The sequence below is a fragment of the Pseudomonas sp. GW823-FHT06E10 genome (assembly GCF_058794995.1).
On record NZ_JBXAHJ010000003.1, the window covers coordinates 166,618 to 186,260 of the forward strand.

General features: G+C 61.6%; 17 protein-coding genes and 4 pseudogenes. 10 read left to right on the forward strand and 11 right to left on the reverse strand.

Translation table 11 applies throughout. From position 1 onward, the window contains the following. Window positions 1-263: 263 nt before the first annotated feature. The 6 genes from AC1Q6Y_RS06370 to phnE all read left to right on the forward strand — a co-directional run bounded on the left by AC1Q6Y_RS06370 (window position 264) and on the right by phnE (window position 6,332). Complete coding sequence (locus tag AC1Q6Y_RS06370; RefSeq protein ID WP_102671909.1) at window positions 264-1,640, forward strand: pyridoxal-phosphate dependent enzyme; 1,377 nt, start codon at window positions 264-266, stop codon at window positions 1,638-1,640. Beyond that, entirely contained in the window at window positions 1,637-2,815 is a 1,179-nt protein-coding gene (locus tag AC1Q6Y_RS06375) for a trans-sulfuration enzyme family protein (RefSeq protein WP_492624208.1), read from the forward strand. The genes AC1Q6Y_RS06370 and AC1Q6Y_RS06375 overlap by 4 nt, the downstream gene beginning before the upstream one ends. A 286-nt stretch (window positions 2,816-3,101) precedes the next feature. Next, window positions 3,102-3,953: a putative selenate ABC transporter substrate-binding protein gene (locus tag AC1Q6Y_RS06380; RefSeq protein WP_492624209.1), complete on the forward strand. Its 852-nt coding sequence runs from the start codon at window positions 3,102-3,104 to the stop codon at window positions 3,951-3,953. Beyond that, window positions 3,950-4,747: a phosphonate ABC transporter ATP-binding protein gene (locus AC1Q6Y_RS06385; protein WP_492624210.1), complete on the forward strand. Its 798-nt coding sequence runs from the start codon at window positions 3,950-3,952 to the stop codon at window positions 4,745-4,747. Before AC1Q6Y_RS06380 ends, AC1Q6Y_RS06385 begins: the two co-directional genes overlap by 4 nt. Next, window positions 4,741-5,568: a PhnE/PtxC family ABC transporter permease gene (locus AC1Q6Y_RS06390; RefSeq protein WP_090456254.1), complete on the forward strand. Its 828-nt coding sequence runs from the start codon at window positions 4,741-4,743 to the stop codon at window positions 5,566-5,568. Before AC1Q6Y_RS06385 ends, AC1Q6Y_RS06390 begins: the two co-directional genes overlap by 7 nt. Continuing rightward, window positions 5,565-6,332, forward strand: a complete 768-nt coding sequence (gene phnE, locus AC1Q6Y_RS06395) for a phosphonate ABC transporter, permease protein PhnE (RefSeq protein WP_492624211.1) — start codon at window positions 5,565-5,567, stop codon at window positions 6,330-6,332. The genes AC1Q6Y_RS06390 and phnE overlap by 4 nt, the downstream gene beginning before the upstream one ends. A 189-nt stretch (window positions 6,333-6,521) precedes the next feature. On the opposite strand, the gene AC1Q6Y_RS06400 is transcribed toward phnE, so the two are convergent. The 3 genes and pseudogenes from AC1Q6Y_RS06400 to AC1Q6Y_RS06410 form a co-directional block, all read right to left on the reverse strand. Then, window positions 6,522-6,773: a hypothetical protein gene (locus tag AC1Q6Y_RS06400; protein WP_090456258.1), complete on the reverse strand. Its 252-nt coding sequence runs from the start codon at window positions 6,771-6,773 to the stop codon at window positions 6,522-6,524. Between the two features lie 564 nt (window positions 6,774-7,337). Next, window positions 7,338-7,527: pseudogene (locus AC1Q6Y_RS06405) on the reverse strand (slipin family protein); the annotation flags it as partial. Between the two features lie 2 nt (window positions 7,528-7,529). After that, window positions 7,530-8,906 (reverse strand): NfeD family protein, encoded by a 1,377-nt coding sequence (locus AC1Q6Y_RS06410; protein ID WP_492624212.1) that lies wholly within the window; start codon window positions 8,904-8,906, stop codon window positions 7,530-7,532. Between the two features lie 51 nt (window positions 8,907-8,957). Here AC1Q6Y_RS06410 and AC1Q6Y_RS06415 point away from each other — a divergent pair. Beyond that, a pseudogene (locus AC1Q6Y_RS06415) lies at window positions 8,958-9,200 on the forward strand (SDR family oxidoreductase); the annotation flags it as partial. A gap of 198 nt (window positions 9,201-9,398) precedes the next feature. Here AC1Q6Y_RS06415 and AC1Q6Y_RS06420 read toward each other — a convergent pair. Then, window positions 9,399-10,058, reverse strand: a complete 660-nt coding sequence (locus AC1Q6Y_RS06420; protein ID WP_090456259.1) for a hypothetical protein — start codon at window positions 10,056-10,058, stop codon at window positions 9,399-9,401. A 364-nt stretch (window positions 10,059-10,422) separates the two neighbouring features. On the opposite strand from AC1Q6Y_RS06420, the pseudogene AC1Q6Y_RS06425 reads away from it, so the two are divergent. Continuing rightward, window positions 10,423-10,602, forward strand: a pseudogene (locus AC1Q6Y_RS06425) (nucleotidyltransferase family protein); the annotation flags it as partial. Window positions 10,603-10,820: 218 nt separating this feature from the next. Here AC1Q6Y_RS06425 and AC1Q6Y_RS06430 read toward each other — a convergent pair. Together AC1Q6Y_RS06430 and AC1Q6Y_RS06435 are read right to left on the reverse strand one after the other, a co-directional pair. After that, complete coding sequence (locus AC1Q6Y_RS06430; RefSeq protein ID WP_407516485.1) at window positions 10,821-12,956, reverse strand: calcium-binding protein; 2,136 nt, start codon at window positions 12,954-12,956, stop codon at window positions 10,821-10,823. Window positions 12,957-13,320: 364 nt separating this feature from the next. Beyond that, entirely contained in the window at window positions 13,321-13,782 is a 462-nt protein-coding gene (locus tag AC1Q6Y_RS06435; protein ID WP_090456262.1) for an HvfA family oxazolone/thioamide-modified RiPP metallophore, read from the reverse strand. 263 nt (window positions 13,783-14,045) lie between these two features. Between AC1Q6Y_RS06435 and AC1Q6Y_RS06440 the strand changes: the two genes are divergently transcribed. Then, window positions 14,046-14,414: a type 1 fimbrial protein gene (locus AC1Q6Y_RS06440; protein ID WP_492624213.1), complete on the forward strand. Its 369-nt coding sequence runs from the start codon at window positions 14,046-14,048 to the stop codon at window positions 14,412-14,414. A gap of 226 nt (window positions 14,415-14,640) precedes the next feature. Here the strand turns inward: AC1Q6Y_RS06440 and AC1Q6Y_RS06445 are convergent, their stop codons facing one another. After that, the gene (locus tag AC1Q6Y_RS06445; RefSeq protein WP_492624214.1) at window positions 14,641-15,657 is read right to left on the reverse strand and encodes a M14 family zinc carboxypeptidase; all 1,017 of its coding nucleotides are present in this window, start codon (window positions 15,655-15,657) and stop codon (window positions 14,641-14,643) included. 167 nt (window positions 15,658-15,824) lie between these two features. Between AC1Q6Y_RS06445 and AC1Q6Y_RS06450 the strand changes: the two are divergent. Further along, window positions 15,825-16,310, forward strand: a pseudogene (locus AC1Q6Y_RS06450) (TetR family transcriptional regulator C-terminal domain-containing protein); the annotation flags it as partial. Here the strand turns inward: AC1Q6Y_RS06450 and AC1Q6Y_RS06455 are convergent. The 4 genes from AC1Q6Y_RS06455 to AC1Q6Y_RS06470 all read right to left on the reverse strand — a co-directional run bounded on the left by AC1Q6Y_RS06455 (window position 16,266) and on the right by AC1Q6Y_RS06470 (window position 19,640). Continuing rightward, window positions 16,266-17,270, reverse strand: a complete 1,005-nt coding sequence (locus AC1Q6Y_RS06455; RefSeq protein WP_492624215.1) for a DMT family transporter — start codon at window positions 17,268-17,270, stop codon at window positions 16,266-16,268. The pseudogene AC1Q6Y_RS06450 and the gene AC1Q6Y_RS06455 overlap by 45 nt on opposite strands. Next, entirely contained in the window at window positions 17,270-17,968 is a 699-nt protein-coding gene (locus AC1Q6Y_RS06460; RefSeq protein ID WP_492624216.1) for an ABC transporter permease subunit, read from the reverse strand. Before AC1Q6Y_RS06460 ends, AC1Q6Y_RS06455 begins: the two co-directional genes overlap by 1 nt. Window positions 17,969-17,973: 5 nt before the next feature. Next, window positions 17,974-18,687, reverse strand: a complete 714-nt coding sequence (locus tag AC1Q6Y_RS06465) for an ABC transporter permease (protein WP_057396652.1) — start codon at window positions 18,685-18,687, stop codon at window positions 17,974-17,976. Window positions 18,688-18,857: 170 nt separating this feature from the next. After that, on the reverse strand, window positions 18,858-19,640 hold the full coding sequence (locus tag AC1Q6Y_RS06470) for a transporter substrate-binding domain-containing protein (protein ID WP_090456270.1): 783 nt from the start codon (window positions 19,638-19,640) through the stop codon (window positions 18,858-18,860). Window positions 19,641-19,643 lie beyond the last annotated feature (3 nt).

A 19,643-nucleotide genomic window follows, 5' to 3' on the forward strand; every position in this document is an offset into this window, starting at 1 on the left:
ATTCTGATCACTGTTGTTCTTCTGCTTGGGCTATCGGTGTCAGGGTGTTGGCCGCATTCTGTTCGGAGCCGGGAAATAGCGAAATTATGTTTTTTGTGGTTGCTGGCGAGGAAAAAGCGTCGAGCCGACCGGTCGGCTGTGCAAGGTTGCGGGAGGCCTGATCCCGGCCTATGGTCCTAGCGATGCAATGCCGGCGATTGACGCCTGATGGCACAGCGCCGGTCGATGTCCACCCAGTGCGAATAGCGCAAGGAAGTGACGACATGACTGACAACTCCCGCCCTGCCGTGCTCGAACTGATCGGCAATACACCTCTGGTACGCGTCAGCCGATTCGATACCGGCCCGTGTACGCTGTTTCTCAAACTCGAATCCCAGAATCCCGGCGGCTCGATCAAGGACCGCATCGGTCTGGCGATGATCGACACCGCCGAACGCGATGGCCGCCTGCGCCCCGGCGGCACCATCGTCGAAGCCACCGCCGGCAACACCGGCCTCGGCCTGGCCCTGGTCGGCCGCGCCAAGGGTTACCGAGTGGTGCTGGTGGTGCCGGACAAGATGTCCACCGAGAAGGTCTTGCACCTCAAGGCCATGGGCGCCGAGGTGCACATCACCCGCTCCGACGTCGGCAAGGGCCATCCCGAGTATTACCAGGACGTCGCCGCACGGCTGGCGGCGGAAATTCCCGATGCGTTCTTCGCCGACCAGTTCAACAACCCGGCCAACCCGCTGGCCCACGAATGCAGCACCGCGCCGGAGATCTGGGCGCAAACCCAGCATGATGTGGACGCCATCGTCGTCGGTGTCGGTTCGGCCGGCACTCTCACCGGGCTGACCCGTTTCTTCAAACGGGTACAGCCGGACCTGGAAATGGTCCTGGCCGACCCGGTCGGTTCGGTGATGGCCGAATACAGCCGCGGTGGCACCCTCCCCACCCCCGGTTCCTGGGCGGTGGAAGGCATTGGCGAAGACTTCATCCCGTCGATTGCCGACCTGTCCAGCGTGCGCCACGCCTATTCGATCAGCGACGAAGAAAGCTTTGATCACGCCCGCCAACTGCTGCGCGCCGAAGGGATTCTCGGCGGTTCGTCGACCGGCACCTTGCTGGCGGCGGCGTTGCGTTACTGCCGCGAACAGACCCAGCCGAAACGGGTCGTCAGCTTCGTCTGCGACACCGGTACGCGTTACCTGTCGAAGGTCTACAACGACCAGTGGATGAACGATCAGGGCCTGCTGCAACGCAAGCACTACGGCGACCTGCGCGACCTGATCGCGCGGCGCTTCGAGGATGGCCGAGTGATCAGCGTCGGCCCGGATGACACGCTACTGACGGCTTTCCAGCGCATGCGCCTGGCGGATGTCTCGCAGCTGCCGGTGCTGGTGAAGGGGCAGCAACTGGTCGGCGTGATCGACGAGTCCGACATCCTGCTGGGCGTGCATGAAGATGTTGCGCACTTTCGCAGGGCAGTCTCCAGCGCCATGACCGACAAACTGCAAACCCTGTCCCCCAATGCCACGCTGGCTGAACTGGAAGCCGAGCTGGGCCGTGGACTGGTGGCGATCATCCAGGATGCCTCGGGCTTTCACGGCCTGATTACCCGAACCGACATGCTCAACCATTTGCGGAGATCCCTGCCATGAGTCAACAGGATAAAAACGCCCCGCCACAGGGCTTCGCCACCCGGGTGATCCACGCCGGGCAAGCGCCGGACCCTTCGACCGGGGCGTTGATGCCGCCGATCTATGCCAACTCCACCTACCTGCAGCAAAGCCCCGGGGTGCACAAAGGCCTGGACTACGGGCGTTCGCACAACCCGACGCGATGGGCGCTGGAACGCTGCGTGGCCGACCTCGAAGGCGGCACCCGGGGCTTTGCCTTCGCCTCGGGGCTGGCGACCATTTCCACGGTGCTCGAACTGCTCGACGCCGGCTCGCACATCGTTTCGGGCAACGACCTGTACGGCGGCACCTTCCGCCTGTTCGACAAGGTGCGCCAGCGCAGCGCCGGGCACCGCTTCAGCTTCGTCGACCTTACCGACCTGGCGGCGTTCGAAGCGTCCCTGCAAGACGACACACGCATGGTCATGGTCGAGACCCCGAGCAATCCGCTGCTGCGCCTCACCGACCTCTCCGCCATCGCCCGCACCTGCCGCGCCCGCGGCATCATCTGCGTGGCCGACAACACCTTCGCCAGCCCGTGGATCCAGCGCCCGCTGGAGCTGGGCTTCGACATCGTGCTGCACTCGACCACCAAATACCTCAACGGTCACTCCGACGTGATCGGCGGTATCGCCGTGGTCGGGCAGAACGCCGAACTGGCCGAGCGCCTGGGCTTCCTGCAAAACGCCGTCGGCGCCATCGCCGGCCCGTTCGATGCGTTCCTCACCCTGCGCGGCGTGAAGACCCTGGCGCTGCGCATGGAGCGACATTGCAGCAACGCACTGGAGCTGGCGCAGTGGCTGGAGCGCCAGCCACAAGTCTCACGGGTCTACTACCCTGGCCTGCCGTCGCACCCGCAATACGAACTGGCCCAGCGGCAAATGCGCGGTTTCGGCGGGATGATCTCCCTCGACCTCAACAGTGACCTGGCCGGTACCAAACGCTTCCTTGAAAGCGTGCAGATCTTCGCCCTGGCCGAAAGCCTGGGCGGCGTGGAAAGCCTGATCGAACACCCGGCAATCATGACCCACGCCACCATCCCGCCCGATACCCGCGCGGAACTGGGGATTGGCGACGGGTTAGTGCGGTTGTCGGTGGGGGTTGAGGACGTCGAGGACTTGCGTGCCGATCTGGCGCAGGCGTTGGCAAGGATGTAAATCACCTGAATGTTGAGACACTGCAAAACCTGTAGGAGCGAGCTCGCTCGCGATGGACTCAAGAGCGCCGCGTTCAGTCAGTAAACACGCGGTATCGTTAACGACCATCGCGAGCGAGCTCGCTCCTACAGTTTCATTTTTGCCTGAAGCCCTGTTGCAACGCTGGTCAAGCACGCAAGAGCCCCTATAATCGCGCCATTTTCGTCTACCCTCACGAAGCGTCGTGCAGCAATCAGCTTGTGCGGGGCGCATCGACATTTTTCCGCTATTGAACCGGAGAACTTCCATGCTCAAACGTACCCTGGCATTGGCCGTCGGCCTGTCCCTATCCTTTTCCGCCCTGCTGGCACAGGCCGCCGATACCCTCAAGGTCAGCGCCATTCCTGATGAAGCCCCCACCGAATTGCTGCGCAAGTTCAAGCCCCTGGGCGAGTATCTGGAGAAGCAACTGGGCATGAAGGTAGAGTTCGTGCCGGTGTCCGACTACCCGGCGGTGGTCGAGGCTCTGGCCACAGACCGTATCGACATGGCCTGGCTGGGCGGCTTCACCTTCGTGCAGGCGCGGCTGAAAACCGGCAATGCCATTCCATTGGTACAGCGTGAGCAGGACGCCCAGTTCACCAGCAAATTCATCACCGCCGACCCGGCCGTCAAGTCGCTGGCCGACCTCAAGGGCAAGTCCTTTGCCTTCGGTTCGGTCTCATCGACGTCGGGCAGTCTGATGCCGCGCTACTTCATGCTGCAGGACGGCATCAAGCCGGAAACCTATTTCAGTCGCGTCGGTTACTCGGGCGCCCACGACGCCACGGTCGCCTGGGTTCAGGCTGGCAAAGTGGACGCCGGCGTACTCAATGCCAGCGTCTGGGAAAAACTGGTCAAGGCCGGCAAGGTCGACACCGACAAGGTCAAGGTGTTCGCCACCACGCCGGCCTACTTCGATTACAACTGGACCGTGCGCGGCACCCTCGACCGGGCCCTGGCTGGCAAAATCAAGGCGGCCTTCCTCGCGCTCGACCCGGCCAACCCGGAGCAAAAAGCGATTCTGGATCTGCAAGCCGCCAGCCGCTTCATCGAGACCAAGCCTGAGAACTACAAGGGCATCGAGGAAGCCGCGCGCGCTGCCGACCTGCTGAAATGACCTTGCACCTGAACCGGGTCAGCCTCACCCACGGCAACGGCGTGCGTGCGCTGCATGAGGTCGACCTGCACATCGGCGCCGGTGAGCAAGTCGCAATCATCGGCCCGTCCGGTGCCGGCAAGTCGAGCCTGCTCAACGTGCTGGCCACCGCCCTGCGCCCGGACGACGGCGCGGTCGAGGTGCTCGGCGAACACGCCTGGCAGCTCGGCGCGCGTCGGCGTCAGCAGTTGCGGGCGCGCATCGGCCTGGTGCATCAGGCACCACCTCTGCCCCCCCGGCAACGGGTGGTCACGGCGGTGCTGGCCGGAAAGCTGGGGCAATGGGGTTTTGCCAAAAGCCTGTTGAGCCTGTTGCATCCGGTGGATGTTCCAGGCGCGCGGGCGGCACTGCTCAAGCTGGACCTGGGTGACAAGCTGTTCGCCCAGTGCCAGCAATTGTCCGGCGGCCAACTGCAGCGCGTGGGCATTGCCCGGGTGCTGTACCAGGCGCCCGAAGTGCTGTTGGCCGATGAGCCGGTGTCGGCGATGGACCCTGTGCTGGCCGGGCACACCCTGTCAGTTCTCTGCCGCCACGCCCGGGAACACCAGGTGACACTGGTCGCCAGCCTGCATGCGGTGGAACTGGCCCTGGCGCACTTCTCGCGCATCATCGGATTGCGTGAAGGACAGATCCTGTTCGATCTTCCCGCCAGCGACGTAGACCACGATTTGCTCGACAAGCTCTACGCCAACGAGCAACTGCAATCGCCGCCCGTTCCGGTGGCGCCCTTGAGCCTGCAGATTCCACGATGCTGACCCGCGATACACGAGACCCGGCCACCCTGCCCCGCCTGCTGCTCAGTTTGTTGGCGCTTGCCCTGTTGTGGCCCGGTATTCATTTCAGCGAACTGGACCTGGGTGTGCTGCTCCAGGCTGACAGCCAGAGTGAGATGGGCCGGTTTGTCTCGGCCTTCTGGCCACCGGCCCATGGCGAAGAGTTCCTCCAGTTGCTGTGGCAAGCCACGTTGCAAACCCTGGCCATCGCCACCGCCGGCATGGCCCTGGCCTTGCTATTGGCTATCCCCGCCAGCCTGCTGGCCAGCCGGGCGCTCTCGTTGTCGGCGGCTTCGCGCAGCGGTCGCCCGAGTGCCTTGGGCCGGTTGTTGCGCTGGCCGGTGCGCGGGTTGCTGATTTTCCTGCGTAGCGTCCCGGAAATCGTCTGGGCCTTGCTGTTCGTGCGCGCCGTCGGCCTTGGCCCGACGGCCGGGGTGCTGGCCATTGCCATCACCTACAGCGGCATGCTGGGCAAGGTCTACGCGGAGATTTTCGAGTCGGTCGACCAGCGCCCAGCCCACTCACTGATGCAAGCCGGCAGCAGCCGGTTGGCGGCGTTCTGCTACGGCATCCTGCCCAATGTCGCGGCGGAGCTGCTGTCGTACACGGTATATCGCTGGGAATGCGCGATCCGCGCGTCGGTGGTGATGGGCTTCGTCGGCGCCGGCGGGCTGGGCCAGCAGATCGATTTGTCGTTGCGCATGTTCGCCGGTGGTGAAGTGGCGAGCATGTTGCTGACCTTTTTCGTCCTGGTGCTGTTCGCCGATCAGATCAGCCGCCTGTTGCGCTGGAGGTTCGCATGAATCGCCTTTTCAACCTGCTGCTGATCCTGTGCATTGGTGCAGCGGTCGTCGCTTCGTTCAGCTACCTGGGCATCGACCTCGGCGAACTGACGGGCAGCGGTAACCTGAAGCAGATGGGCGCCTACGTGCTGCGTTTTCTCAGCCCGGACCTGAGCGCCGGCCATCTGCAAGCCATCGGCCGTGGCGCCGTGGAAACCATGGCCATGTCTGCCCTCGGCACCCTGCTCGCGGCGGTATTCGGCCTGGTGCTGGCTTTGCCAGCGGCCGGTCGTTTCGGTTGGCCACTGCAGAGTGCGTCGCGCCTCGTGCTTAACGCCCTGCGCGCCATTCCCGAACTGGTGTGGGCCGCGCTGATGGTGCTGGCAGCCGGACTCGGCCCCAACGCCGGGACCCTGGCATTGGCGATGCACACCACCGGGGTGCTGGGTCGATTGTTCGCCGAAGCGCTGGAAAACACCCCGCCGCAACCGGCCGAAGCCATCCGTCTGCAGGGCGGCAACGTCGTCTGGGCCTTCTGTTACGGCACCCTGCCCAACCTGTTTCCGCAGCTGTTGGCGTACATCCTGTACCGCTGGGAAAACAACATCCGCATGGCCAGCGTGCTCGGTTTTGTCGGTGCCGGTGGTTTGGGGCAGATGCTTTATGTCAGCCTCAGCCTGTTCCAGGAGGCCCAGGCTAGTACTGTGATCCTGGCGATGTTGGTGCTGGTGTTTGCGGTTGATGGGTTGAGTAGTTGGAGTCGGCAGCGTTGGGTTAAGGCGTGATGGGGGATTGCATGGATTTGCTCACCTGATTGCATTCGAGCTGAGCAACCATTTGTATGGAGTTGACTACCACGTTTTATGGCTATGACCGACAGAAAACGACCCAAAGCTGACGGTGGCGACAGGCAGAAATCGGTTGATTCTGTTAAAAAAGTCGACCATGGTTTTCGCAGCAAAAAACAACCCGACCTATTCGCCGCGATGGCTTTCCATGTCGGCAATGACCTGTGCAGATACGTCGAACACGAGGCGGTGGTTGTCGAACAGATCGTCCTGATCCGATACGAGATCGACGGCGACATGCCCGCAGTTGAACATCAGCAATAGTTGACCGCCGTCCGGCAGCGGGACGATACGAATAGCTTCGGCTTCACCTGTGGTCGAGATGATGGCTTTGGCGATAAGCAGACGGGTGTGTGAATCAATCGAAAGAGTAGGCATGGTAGCTACTCCGCTTTAGCGAGTATTTCTCAAGCGCCCCCGCAAGTAGGATTAAATCGGCGCACCTTTGAGTGTAGCCCACGCGCACAGACTGCATAGAGGGATCAGGATCGGCGACCGGCAGAGAACGACCCATAGCTGTCGGTCTTTACATTCGTAAAAACAGAGGAGAATCATCAGTGTTTTCCGGGCACTGTCTAGGGTGCTAGTGTTGGACTCCAATGAAGTAGGGGCAGGTGATTTTCATGAGTGATTTTGGATGGGCACTCGTTCTAAGTTTCGTATTGGTCGTTGGCGCGGCAAGGATGTTCACTCGGCGAACGGGTAGGCGTTTGAATGCGGTACAGGCGATATTGCCTGTGCCGGTTTCGTTCTTGTTAGCAGCAGTTTTCGTATTAATAGGGCGGATTTTTGATTAGAGCTGAACAAACAGTGATTTTGGCCTGTTCCTGCCTGTCGCTAGGGGCTGCAACCGACCCATTGCGGACGCTCAAGCAATAGGGCACGGACTTACTTTTTTCACTTTCCCTCCATGTCTGGCTAGTTGTCGCTCCCCCGGCCAGCCACGCGAACCATCTGTTGCCCCATCGGAATCAGCAGAATCAATCCCGGCCCCTTGACCTGCCAGAAGCACCCGAATTGGCGAGTTGGTACACACTACCTCGCGCTCGTAGTCGCGCAGAATCCGGAAGGCCGGGACCACCAACACGTGGAACAGCGCTATCAGCGCGCCAAAACCCAATTCGCCAAACATGATTAATCTTCTAGCGGTGGAGTTTCATCCTGCACAGTGACGTCCAGCAGCACGCCCTTGCGCGCCACCACCCGGACCTGTTGGCCCAGGCGCAGGGGCGAGTTACTCCGCACTTGCCATTTTTCGCCCTGCAGTTGCACCCAGCCACTCATCGGCAGGCCCGGCAGCAGCCCCGTCACCGTGGCCAGGCTGCCGACCAGACCCGCATCGCCGCTGACCAGGGCGCGGCGTCGGGCCTTAAGCGCCATGCCGACCAGCGTCATCAGCAACAGGGCACTAGTCAGTGCCATGCCGATGATCAGCGTCAACGGAATGCCGAAGCCCGGCACATCGGTGTCCATCAAAATCACTGCGCCGACTACAAAGGCAACCACCCCACCGAAGCCGATTACACCGAAACTCGGTAGAAACGCCTCGGCGATCATAAAGGCCAGCCCCAGCAGAATGAGCCCGACCCCGGCGTAATTCACCGGCAACAGTTGCAGGGCATACAGCCCCAGCAACAGACAGATGCCACCGAGTACCCCACCGACGCCCGACCCCGGGTTCATGAATTCGAACATCAGGCCATAGACCCCGATCATGATCAGCAGCAAGGCCACACTGGGGTTGGTGATCACCGCCAGCAGTTGCGTGCGCCAATCAGGCGCATGCTCGATGAGAGTAGCCCCGGCGGTGCTCAGTTTCAGCGTTTGACCGGCGACATTCAGGCTCTTGCCGTCCAGTTGCTTGAGCAGGTCCGCCACGTCATTGGCCACATAATCGACCACCTTGAGTCTGAGTGCTTCGTCGGCAGACAGGCTGGCCGCTTCGCGTACCGCTTGTTCGGCCCAGTCGGCATTGCGTCCGCGCAATTGCGCAAGGCCACGGATGTAAGCCGCCGCATCGTTGATCTGTTTGCGAGTCAGGGTGTCCAGCGGCTCGGGCGGGGAGTTCTTGTCGGTGGTAGGTGGGCGCGGCGGTTCGGGCGCGGTTCCGGGCAGGCCGCCGATCTGCACCGGCGAAGCGGCGCCCAGGTTGGTGCCCGGGGTCATGGCGGCAATGTGGCTGGCATACAGGATATAGGTGCCGGCGCTGGCCGCGCGTGCGCCACTGGGGGCGACGAAACTGGCCACTGGCAGGGGGCTGGCCAGAATCGCCTTGATGATCAAGCGCATCGAAGTGTCCAGCCCACCGGGAGTGTCGAGGTTGATGACCACCAACTGTGCGCCCTCGGTCACCGCACGCGTCAGGCCGCGCACCACGTAGTCGGCATTGGCTGGACCAATGGCATCGTTGACGGTCAGGACCACGACACTGCCCGCGGCCGTCGCCGAACCCGTCGGTAATCCGACCAGTATCATCAGCAAGAGCAGGCGGCACCACCAGTGACTGTTCACGGCCCCTCCCAGTTGCCGGTTCGGCAGCCTGCAACTTTCACTTAAAGCGTAGTTGAGTCAGCCAGGGTTTCACCGGGATGAGTGGAGACGGAGGCATCAGTCGCCTTTGTAGAGGAGATTGCGAGGCAGAACGGCACCGATTATGAGGGTGGCCGCCAAATCGTAATGGGCTCACTGGGATGCATCCCGATCGGACGACCCGCTAAACCAAGGGAAGTAGCCGATCTCATCACATTCCTCGTCTCGCCGCTTGCAAGCTCCATTACTGGTACTGAATACGTCATCGATGGCGGATACTCCGTCTGGTGCAAGGATAGCAATACGGGGTCAGGTCTTGCCTTTTGCATAATAGCGATGGCAAAAGACAAGACCTGACCCTGAGGTTTCACAGACTTTCTGCACTGATCCGCCGTGCCTAGGAATGCGGCGACCCCGGCCACTCTACTCGGCCTGGCCCGCTTGCAACTTGCGACCCCGCAGCGGCATCGCCCGTCATTCTGCGGCAAAGCAGTACAGCAGCCCCGCCCCGCCCGAGCCGGCCAGGGCTTCGCTGCTGCAGCCACGCGAGGGGTGCGAGGAGTTCCACGAGCGTGCCGCCGCATCGTCACGCAGTCCTATTCGGTCATGATGACCGACCTGGGCCGTCCCTTCGCCGCTGCTGGTCCAGTTGCTGCAGGTATGGTCATCGCTACCGGCGAACGCAGTTCCGTCCGCCTGCGAGCCGGTGAGGATGTCGTGCATGTTCGGCGTGTCGCCGCGCCCCTTAACCAGCGCCCCGTGTTCGTCCAGGGCCATTTCCTTGGTCAGTTGGTTGTCGCCGTGCAGTTGCGCGACGTCGCGGGCGATGACGACCCCCTTGGCGTTTTGCCAAGGGCCCTGGCCGATGCGATCACGGGCATTGACCGCCCCCGCACTGCCGACGGCACTGGTGCTGAGGTAAGCACGCCAGGTGTGCTGGCCCGCCCCGACGGCGGAGGCCAGCGTCTGGCAGTGCCTATCGGCGCCGCTCAGACCACCTAGATCGGCGCCCTTGCCCATGCCGAGGCTAGTGACAAAGAAGGTCATGTCCGTTTGCTGGGCCTGACTGGCGAAACTGCAGGCTATTGCCAACAGGGCAGTCGGTAAGGTGAGAGTGAAAGTCGTGATGTGCATGTGCAGTCCTCCTGCGGGAACACGGTCTCCAAGATGGAATATGACCGAGAAATTGAGCCTAGACGACGCCGGTTACCGACACACAGCCGCGGTTCAACCTTCCGTCCTCATGTATTGCTTGAGTGCGCGGCTCGCAGTTTGGCGAGCCGGCGTTGGATGCAGGATGCGGTAAGGCTCAATCCACTTGGGGCGCTCTAGGGGCTTCGACACTTTTTCGACACGGCCCCGGGGAGCCAGAAAGCAAAAACCCCCGATCTCTTTCGAAATCAGGGGTTTTCGTATTTCTCAAAGCAATGCGGGGTCAGGTCTTGCCTTTTGCATAATAGCGATCGCAAAAGACAAGACCTGACCCTGAGGTTTCAAGGTAGCTGTACGGCTTGGAGTAGAGGGTGTGGTCGAGGTCGCGGCACCACTCGGCTTAGACGATCTCTTTAACCTTGTCGTCCGACCTACGGTGAAGTTCCGAGCAGATAAACGGCAGGTCTATCTGAACCGCCTGCGCTCAAAAAACTGGCTCGCAACCTGGCCGGATCTGAAGGTTCTCCCGATAGGCCGAAACGTTTCAGCTTCGAAGTTTCATGCCCGTTTCGGATCGTTAGCCGCCATTCCCGAACGTCCGCTTCTGGCCGACTTCTGCCTTCCTCGACCGGCTGAAATCGACCCGACATTCGGAGTAAAAAATAAAATCAGTCCCCTTTCCCCTTCTGGTTTCGCGACTCCGCATGCTCACGCCATCCCCCGGCGTGAGCATGCGCCGATCACTCAGGTAAAGGCGAAGTCCGCCTCGGTGATCGCGGCCTGTGGGACGCCGGTCAAGGTGATGCTTCCCACATCCGGCTGGCCAGCGACGGTAATGAATGCCTCACCGAACTGTTCTCCAATATCGAGACTCGCGAAGGTGAAACCGCTATTGCTCAGGTCGATCAGATCAGTGCCGTCCTCGAAGTCGAAGATGGTGTCCGTTCCCCACACCGCACCGAACTGGAACTTGTCCGCACCGAGGCTCGGCTCGAAGAAAACGTCACCGACCATGAAGTCGTCGACGCTGCTGCCCACCAATACGTCGGCGCCTACGCCGCCTTCCATGACGGCGCCGCTGGCGCCCGCGGTCAGGGTGTCGTTGCCGGCGTCACCGTCGAGGTTGGACTGGAAGCCGAAGGGGTCGTCGCCCCCGAACAGCTGGTCGTCGCCATCGCCGCCACTGGCATTGGCGAATTCCTGGACGATCAGGGTGTCGTTGCCGGAACCGCCGAGCAGCTCGTCGAAGCCCAGGCCGCTATCGATGACGTCGTCACCGCTGCCGCCGTCGAGGAAGTCGGCTCCTTCCAGGCCGAAGATCTGGTCATTACCGCCCAGGCCGAAGATGCGATCGTCGCCATCGGTGCCGGTGAGCACATCATTCCCCTCGGTGCCGGCGGTGATGAGGCTCGTGTTACGACCGAAGTCGCCCGCCGTCAGGTTGTGCGTGCCCTGCAGGCGCAGGGTGAAGTCGAGGCTGTCGAGCACACCGTCGTCGTTTTCGTCGGCGATCAGCCAGGTGTTGCCCTGGCGCAGGCTGTAGAACAGGTCGGTCACGCCGTTGCCACCACCCACCAGCACCGCGCCCAGTTGCGGATTGACGTTGAACTGGCCGCGGAAGAAGAACTCATTGTTGAGTTCCAGGGTGTCGCCGCCCACTACGCCTGCGCCCTGGAAGTCGACCAGGGTATCGAAGGTGGCGAAGGGCGAGCTGGGGTTGAAGCCGGTGAAGAACTCGAACTCGTCGTCGCCGGCGCCACCGGTGAGACTGTCCTGGCCACCTTCACCCATGATCAGGTCGTTGCCGGCACCGCCATTGAGCATGTCGTTGCCGGGGCCGGCGAACAGTTCGTCGTTGCCGTCTTCGCCGAAGATCTGGTCATTGCCGTCGCCGCCGAAGAAGTCGTCGTTGCCCACGCCGCCATTGAGGACGTCGTTGCCGTCGTCGCCGTCGAGGGTGTCGTTGCCTTCGCCGCCATTGACGACGTCGTTGCCTGCGCCGCCGGACAGAGTGGTGTCGTTGCCGGCGCCACCGTTGATGATGTCGTTGCCCTCATTGCCGGTCAGAAGGTCGCGGTCGGCGCCACCATTGATAATGTCATTGCCGGTACCACCGGAGATCCGGTCGATGCCCGCGTCACCGTTCAGGGTATCGTTACCGTCGCCGCCATTGATGATGTCGTTGCCGCCATTGCCATTGATCACATCGCCGCCGCCCAAGCCGAAGATGGTGTCGGGATCGTTGGTGCCATTGATCACGTCGCCGCCTTCAGTACCGCGCAGGACGAAGGCGGTGGTGCCGAAGTCGCTCCTGGTCAGGTTGTGGATGCCGTCCAGCTGCACAGCGAAGTCAGTGGCGTCGAAGATGCCGTTGTCGTTGGAGTCGGCGAACAGCAGGGTGCTGGCGGCACCGAGGGCGAAGAAGACTTCGGTGAAGCCGTTATTGCCGAAACCGAGGCTGGTTCCCACCGTGGGTACGTCGTTGCGAGCGCCCTGGAAGACCAGGCGGTTGGGGAAGCTGGAGAGCCGCAGGATGTCGCCGCCGACCTGACCTGCACCTTCGAAGTCGGTGACGCGGTCCTGGCTCAGGGAGCTGGACTCGTTACCGGTTTCCACGGTCCAGAAGTAGCTGTCGATGCCGGCACCGCCGGTGAGGATATCGGCGCCTGATCCGCCGTCGAGAGTATCGTTGTCGTTGCCTCCGAGAAGTGTGTCGTTGCCGAGGTCGCCGAAGAGGTCATCGTTGCCGTCACCGCCGTCGACATTGTCGTTGCCGCCAAGGGCAAACACGCTGTCGTTGCCGGCCAGGCCGGTTATTTGGTCGTCTTCCTCGGTGCCGAGCAGAAAGTCATCACCCAGGGTGCCAGGGATAATAGCCATGGTTCTACCCTCCGTTGATGGAGATGGTAAGCGTGAACTGCGTTACAGCGGGTTGAGGCTAATTAGACAACTCCAAGGGAACGCAAGTGCGCCACTTTGACCTGACCGTTTATCGCGAATGCAGCCGCGTGTTGATGAGCCCTGTAGCATTCGCCAACCCTCCACCGCTGCAACATGGCTAGCTCCAGAGTTCCAGGGCAGGAGGGGTTGAAAAGCGGTTATTGCCCGGTGAAGTAATGAAATATTGAGAAACACATAAGTCTTCCTTGAGTGAACTTTCACAACGTTCTCCCATACAGTACTGCCCACGCAAAAAAACCCTTCCTGCGATTCAACACAGGAAGGGTTTTTTGTTTGCGGCCGATCAGTCTTTAGCCTGGCTCAACTTGGTGAACAGTTCGGTCGGTACTTTCTTGCCGTTGGAAGTGAACTGGTTGGTGCGGAACTTGTACACCTCACCTTCGGACAGGAAACCATCACCGTTGGTGTCCATCGCCTTGAATTCCTCAGTGCCCTTGGGCGCCACCGCCAGCAGTTCCTTGAGCGACACGCGGCCGTCATCATCGGTGTCGGTGCGCGCGAAAGAAGCATCGCCGCACTTGCCTTCACCGCACTTGCCCTCGGCCTGGGTCTTTTGCGCGCCGGCTTCGCTGGCACCGCACTTGCCTTCGCCACACTTGCCTTCGCTGGTCTTTTCCGCAGAGGCCAGTTGATAGCCCTGAGGCAAGGCTTCAGCGGAAAACGCAGTGGAAGCGAAGTTGATACCGCCGACCAGTGCAACAGCGAGCAGGCCAATACGGGTTTTGTTCGACTGGATACGAGACATGTTGATACTCCGGATCATTTGCGCGGCTGGACCACTATTGGTCGTGCCACAAGGGTTGATAAACCTGGTTGCGAGCTGCGTTGTGCCTCTCGCTTTGGCAGATCCATTTGGCCCCAGTGGTGTATCCGGGCTGTATCCGTGGGGAGCTGGTTTTGTATGGCCGTACGAAGATGTGGCGCCCTGATACACGGCGATACAACAAAAGCCTCAAGCTTCTAGAGTTCATTGACGACCTAGACCTTACAACTCAAGGAGCGTTAAGCATGAACGGCAAACGTATAGCAGCGGGATTGAGTCTTTTGTTCGCGCTCAGTGGTGCGTGCCTGGCGGCGCCGGGCACCATCAGGTTTCAAGGCAGCATTGTGGAGCCGGGCTGTCAGTCACGCGTGGGTACGCACGGCACATTCGAACTTTACCAATGCCCGGCCCAGAGTCGCAGGATGGGGATTGAGGCAGACGCCATCGCGCCAACCGCCAGTGTGAGCGCCGTTGGTCAATCCAGCGTCAACGTCAAACTGCTCGCTGACAGTAGTCGGGAAGGTCGCTATTTCGATCAGCAGTATGCGTTGGTGGATGATGCAGGCTCCCCTGTCCGCTCGGGGAGCTACCTGATTACCCTCAGCATTCCCTGACAACTGAGCCGGGCTGATGTTGGCTGAGGCTTACACCGAACCTGTGGCGAGGGGGCTTGTCGGAACGCCGCACCGCCCCGTTGGGCTGCGAAGCGGCCCCCGCTTTTCTTCAGTCAGATAGTGCAGGCAGGTTTTGCGACGGCTTCGCCGCCGAACGGGGCGGTGCGGCGTTCCGACAAGCCCCCTCGCCACAAATGTCATGACACTACTATTGCGAAGGTGAGGCTTAGTTCGGGTCCAGCAACCCGCCGCTCCAGTTGCGCGACACCCGGCTGCCGGTAAATTTCGCCACACCCATGCCCTGGGATATCAGGCGGTCGCGATAGCGCGTCACCAGGCGCCCCGCTTGCTCGGCGTGCAGTACCACTTCGGAAGATGGGTCGCCCGGGGTCCTGAGGATCCGTGCAAAGCGCTGCCCTTCTTCGACGAAATCCCCCAGCTCTTTTTCGAAGATCAGCACCCCGGGTTGCGGGGCGAGGATGGTTTCCATGTGGCCCATTTCCACGGCTTCGACGGGCCATTCTGCAGGCGCCACTGACTCATCGATGACACCGCAACCGCACAGCCAGTTGTACAGCCCTGCGGCATCCTGTTCGGCAAAACGGTCGCTGACATCGCCCTGCCCGCGCAGCTCCAGGGTCGCAGCCATGCGCCCCGCTGTGACTCCGTCGCGTATCCATGGGGCAATGATGGTTTCCTCGAAGGAGCCATCGCCGCCGTCATCCCAGATGATCGCCACGTCCATCTTCATCGCCGCCGCCAGTTCGCGGCCACGGGGCCAGAAACTGCGGTGCACGTACAGGTACGGTAGCGCCTCGTCATCGGTGTGCAGGTCAAGCATCACATCGGCCGGGGCGGCCAGTTGCACCAGTTTCTTTTGCCATTGCTGAACGCAGGTCGAAGGTCGCTCCATGGCCGTCGACTGGTCGAACGAGCGATTGAAGTTATGCCCGGTGGCGTCGTGATAACGACCAAGGATCCGCCCCTGGCGAAACTGCCCGATGCCCAGCGGATTGGCCTGCGGCACCACGGTGATGTTGCCTTTGAGCCGGCCCTGGGTTTCGGCGGTGTGCAGTCGTTGCATCAGCAAGTGAAGGACCAGCATCCCGGCGATTTCATCGGCGTGTACGCCGGCTTGCAGATGCACGTTTGGCCCGCTGCCGTCGCCTGCATAACGCCAGGCACCGACCCGCACGGCATCGCCATTGTTGTTGCGAACACTGAACGAAATATCCTGCGGCATTGGCTTTCCTCCCGTCATGAATGCTGAAAAACGTGGTATCGCTGCTGTAGCTGGTGATTGAACAGACGTTCAACTAAGCTCGGAATCGTGGAACCTCACCCAAGGACAACCCTGTGACAACCGATGCCCCGAAAAACCGCCGCGCCGAACCCGATGACCGTCGCGAAATGCTGGTGGCCGCCACTCTGCGTTGCCTGGGCCGCGACGGTCACGCCGGGATTTCCGTACGGCGCATTGCCACCGAAGCCGGCGTGTCCGTGGGGTTGCTCAACCACCATTTCGGCAGCATCGAGGCACTGATCGCCGACACCTATCAGCGGCTCGCGAACGAACTGACCACCGCCCTGCTCCAGGAAATCGAACAGGCCCAGACACCCGCGCAAAAGATCGATGCCTTCCTGGAAGGCTCGTTCTCGCCCAGGGTCATGGACCCGCAACTGCTCGGCGTGTGGGTGGTGTTCTGGAGCCTGATCCGTCACTCCGAACACGTCAGCCAGTCCCACGAAAAAAGTTACCGCGCCTACCTCGACCTGATCCGCCAGTTGCTCGACGGGCTGGCCGCCAGCGAAGGCTTCGTGATTCACGACACCCGCCTGGCCGCCATCGGCTTATCGGCGATGCTCGACGGGCTCTGGCTCGAGTGGTGCCTGAACCCCGAGACCTTCAGCGCCGCCAACGGACTCCACATCTGCCGTTGCTGGATAAAGGGGCTGCGTCACGGAGCATTCAGCACCGACGACATCCTGTGAAGAATGCCGGCCGAAGATCATCGCCAGGGTGCCACTGACGGCGATCAGCCCGGCGCCGATCATCAGCGACATGTCCATCAGCGTGCCCCAGACCAGGCTCGACAGCGCAAACGCCCAGATCAGCCCGGTGTATTCGAACGGTGCAAGCAAGGTGGCGGTGGCGCGGCGGAAACTGGCGAACAACAGGAACTGGCCGATGCCACCCACCAGGCCGGCGCCGAGCATGCCCAGCCAGGCGGGCGTCGGTGATGGCGTGTGGGTCCACGGCAGGGCAACCGCCATGCAAATCACGAACACCACGTTGGTGATCAGCATCTGCTCCAGCACTGAGGTCTGCTCATCCACCTGACGCAACTGGATGTAGGTGAACGCCCAGCACATCGCCGCCAGCAGGGTCAGGACGATCGGCAACGGATCGGTCATGTTGTCGGGGCGACAGGCAATGACCACCCCGACAAAACCGATGATCAGGCTGAACCACTGCCAACCGCTGGCGCGCTCCTTGAGGATCACCGCCGCCAGCACCGTGACCATGATCGGCGCGGAAAAATACAGGGTGGTCATCTCGGCCAGGGTCAGGTCCCTGGCCGCCGTGTAGTACAGCACCCAGGCGACGATCGACAGCAAACCGCGCACCACCAGCAAGCGCCGGCTCGGTGAACGCCAGGCCCGCTGGACCAGGCGCAGGCGCCCCGCCAGCAACACCGCGGCGACCACCACCAGGCTGCGCCAGAACAGGATGGTCACCACCGAATAATCGGCCACCAGCCATTTGATGACCGCGTCCTGCAAGGTCAGGAACGCGTAGCCCAGGGTGCACAGGCCAATGCCCTGCAGCGAGCGGTCAACCGTTGGCGAACTCATCAGGTTGACCTGCGCACGGGCGTCCCGCGCCGTTCGGCAAAGGCAAACAGCGCTTCGATCAGGAACGTCAGGCAGACGTAGACGGCGGCCACCAGCAACAAGGGTTCGTACACTTGCAGGGTCTGCGCGCGGACCACGTTGGCGGCGCCGAGCAGGTCGATCACGGCGATGGTCGAGGCCAGTGCCGTGGACTTGAGCAGCATCACGGTTTCCCCGGCCAGGGTCGGTAACAGCAGGCGCAGGGCTCGGGGCAAGCGCACTCGCAACAACGACTGGCGCGCGGTCATGCCAAAGGCCGACGCGGCTTCCATTTCACCCTTGGGCACCGCCAGCAGGCCACCGCGAATCACTTCGCCGACATAGGCCCCCATCGACACCACCAGGGCGAACACGATGTACCAGTAGCCATCACGCAGGTACGGCCAGAGAAAGCTGCCACGAATCAGCGGGAACTGGGCAAACAGGCTGCCCAGCCCGTAGTAGTAGATGTAGATCTGGATCAGCAACGGCGTGCCGCGCGTCACGCTGGTGTAGAACAGGCTGACCTTGGCGATCACCTTGTTTTTCGAGATCCGTGCCAGCGCCACCAGCACCGCCAGCAGGTAACCGAACACACTCGATACCAACAGAATGACGAGGGTGGTTTGCAGCCCCCGGCCCAACAGTGCCGCGTATTCAACTATCCACGCTGGAATCATCTCAATCACTCAGCCAAAGGCATCCAGCGACGAATACGTCGCTCAAGCCGACCCGACAGATAGTTCGACGCCAGCGTCACCGCGTAATACAACGCGGCAGCCGTGAGGTAGAACAACAGATAGTGGCGCGTCGACCCCGCGCCTTGCTTGGCGGTGTACAGCAGCTCGTTGGTGCCGACCACGCTGATCAGCGCACTGTCCTTGATCAGGTTGATCCACAGGTTGGCCATCCCGGCCATCGCATACGGCGCCATGATCGGCAGCGTAACCCGGCGAAACAGCCCAAAACCGTTGAGGCCGAACGCCTTGGCCGCTTCGATCTGGCCGAAGGGAATCGCCTGGATCGCCGCGCGGAAAATCTCCGAGGCATAGGCGCCCTGCACCAGCCCCAGCACCACGATGGCCGCCAGCGGGCCACTGACATTGACCACGCCGTAGCCGAGTCGGGTCATCAGAGAATTGAGGAGCATGGAGCCGACGTAGTACAGCAGCAGAATCAACAGCAATTCCGGAACCGCCCGGAACAACGTGGTGTAGCCGCGCATCAGCGCTGCAATCGGCTTTGGCGCGCCGAGCTTGAGACACGCCACCACCAGTCCGATAGCCAGCCCGAGGACAAAGGCCCCGGCGGAAATCTGCAGGGTCATCCAGAGCCCCTTCAACAGCGCACTGCCCCATCCCTGCTCAGTGAAATTGATCAGATCGAACATTGCCGGCATTTCAGTCTCCAGTTGGCGGTTAGAAAGCACCGCCAGACCCTGTGGGAGCGAGCTTGCTCGCGATTGCGGTGGTTCAGTCAACTTGGATGTTGACTGTCATGCCCTCATCGCGAGCAAGCTCGCTCCCACAAGGATTTGCGTTTTCCAAGGGTTCGCGTTCGACCTGGCTGTCAGAACGCAGGCTTCACGCTGGTGCCGAAGTAGCTCTGGGACAGGTCGTCGTAGTCCTTGCTCGCCAACAGCTCCTGGATGGCCTTGTCCAGTTTGGCCTTGAGTTCGGTGTCGTCCTTGCGCAGGCCGGCACCCACGCCTTTGCCGAAGATCGGGTCATAAGGCACGGTGCCGAGGTAGGCCAGGTCCTTGGCATCCGGGGTCTTGATGAATGCGGCCATGGCAGTGCCGTCGGCCATCATCAGGTCGATGCGCCCGGCAATCAGGTCGGCGTTGGCCGAGTCCTGGGTGTCGTAGTACTTAACATCGGCGATTTTTTCGTAGTAGGTCTTCAGGTAGCTGGCGCTCACGGTCGAGTTCTGCACGCCGATGATCTTGCCCTTGAGGTCATCCGGGTACTTCTTCACCGACGCCTCTTTCGGACCGACGACGGCAATCGCCGAATCGTAGTAGGCCTTGCTGAAGGCGATCTGTTTCTCGCGTTCTTCGGTCACCGACATCGAGGAAAAGATCACGTCGATCTTCTTCGCCAGCAACGACGGAATGATGCCGTCCCACGCCACTTCCTTGATTTCGCAATCGGCTTTCATTTCGCTGCACAGCTTGTGGATCAGGTCGACTTCAAAGCCCTTCCACTCACCGTTGGCCTGTTTTTCGGTGTATGGCGGATAGGGTTCGGCTGCCACCGCGAACCTGATCGGTTGCGCTTGGGCCGCGCTCATGCCGGCCAGCAATACGCAGGCCGCACCGGTCAACCAGTTTGCAAAACGTCGATTTCCCATGTT

Excerpts from the sequence above, each read along its gene's own strand:
- AC1Q6Y_RS06380 (WP_492624209.1), top strand. The coding sequence starts at position 3,102 with ATGCTCAAACGTACCCTGGCATTGGCCGTCGGCCTGTCCCTATCCTTT.
- AC1Q6Y_RS06385 (WP_492624210.1), top strand. The coding sequence starts at position 3,950 with ATGACCTTGCACCTGAACCGGGTCAGCCTCACCCACGGCAACGGCGTG.
- AC1Q6Y_RS06455 (WP_492624215.1), bottom strand. The coding sequence starts at position 17,270 with ATGAGTTCGCCAACGGTTGACCGCTCGCTGCAGGGCATTGGCCTGTGC.
- AC1Q6Y_RS06375 (WP_492624208.1), top strand. The coding sequence starts at position 1,637 with ATGAGTCAACAGGATAAAAACGCCCCGCCACAGGGCTTCGCCACCCGG.
- AC1Q6Y_RS06445 (WP_492624214.1), bottom strand. The coding sequence starts at position 15,657 with ATGCCGCAGGATATTTCGTTCAGTGTTCGCAACAACAATGGCGATGCC.
- AC1Q6Y_RS06440 (WP_492624213.1), top strand. The coding sequence starts at position 14,046 with ATGAACGGCAAACGTATAGCAGCGGGATTGAGTCTTTTGTTCGCGCTC.
- AC1Q6Y_RS06390 (WP_090456254.1), top strand. The coding sequence starts at position 4,741 with ATGCTGACCCGCGATACACGAGACCCGGCCACCCTGCCCCGCCTGCTG.
- phnE (WP_492624211.1), top strand. The coding sequence starts at position 5,565 with ATGAATCGCCTTTTCAACCTGCTGCTGATCCTGTGCATTGGTGCAGCG.
- AC1Q6Y_RS06370 (WP_102671909.1), top strand. The coding sequence starts at position 264 with ATGACTGACAACTCCCGCCCTGCCGTGCTCGAACTGATCGGCAATACA.
- AC1Q6Y_RS06400 (WP_090456258.1), bottom strand. The coding sequence starts at position 6,773 with ATGCCTACTCTTTCGATTGATTCACACACCCGTCTGCTTATCGCCAAA.
- AC1Q6Y_RS06465 (WP_057396652.1), bottom strand. The coding sequence starts at position 18,687 with ATGCCGGCAATGTTCGATCTGATCAATTTCACTGAGCAGGGATGGGGC.
- AC1Q6Y_RS06420 (WP_090456259.1), bottom strand. The coding sequence starts at position 10,058 with ATGCACATCACGACTTTCACTCTCACCTTACCGACTGCCCTGTTGGCA.
- AC1Q6Y_RS06430 (WP_407516485.1), bottom strand. The coding sequence starts at position 12,956 with ATGGCTATTATCCCTGGCACCCTGGGTGATGACTTTCTGCTCGGCACC.
- AC1Q6Y_RS06460 (WP_492624216.1), bottom strand. The coding sequence starts at position 17,968 with ATGATTCCAGCGTGGATAGTTGAATACGCGGCACTGTTGGGCCGGGGG.
- AC1Q6Y_RS06435 (WP_090456262.1), bottom strand. The coding sequence starts at position 13,782 with ATGTCTCGTATCCAGTCGAACAAAACCCGTATTGGCCTGCTCGCTGTT.
- AC1Q6Y_RS06470 (WP_090456270.1), bottom strand. The coding sequence starts at position 19,640 with ATGGGAAATCGACGTTTTGCAAACTGGTTGACCGGTGCGGCCTGCGTA.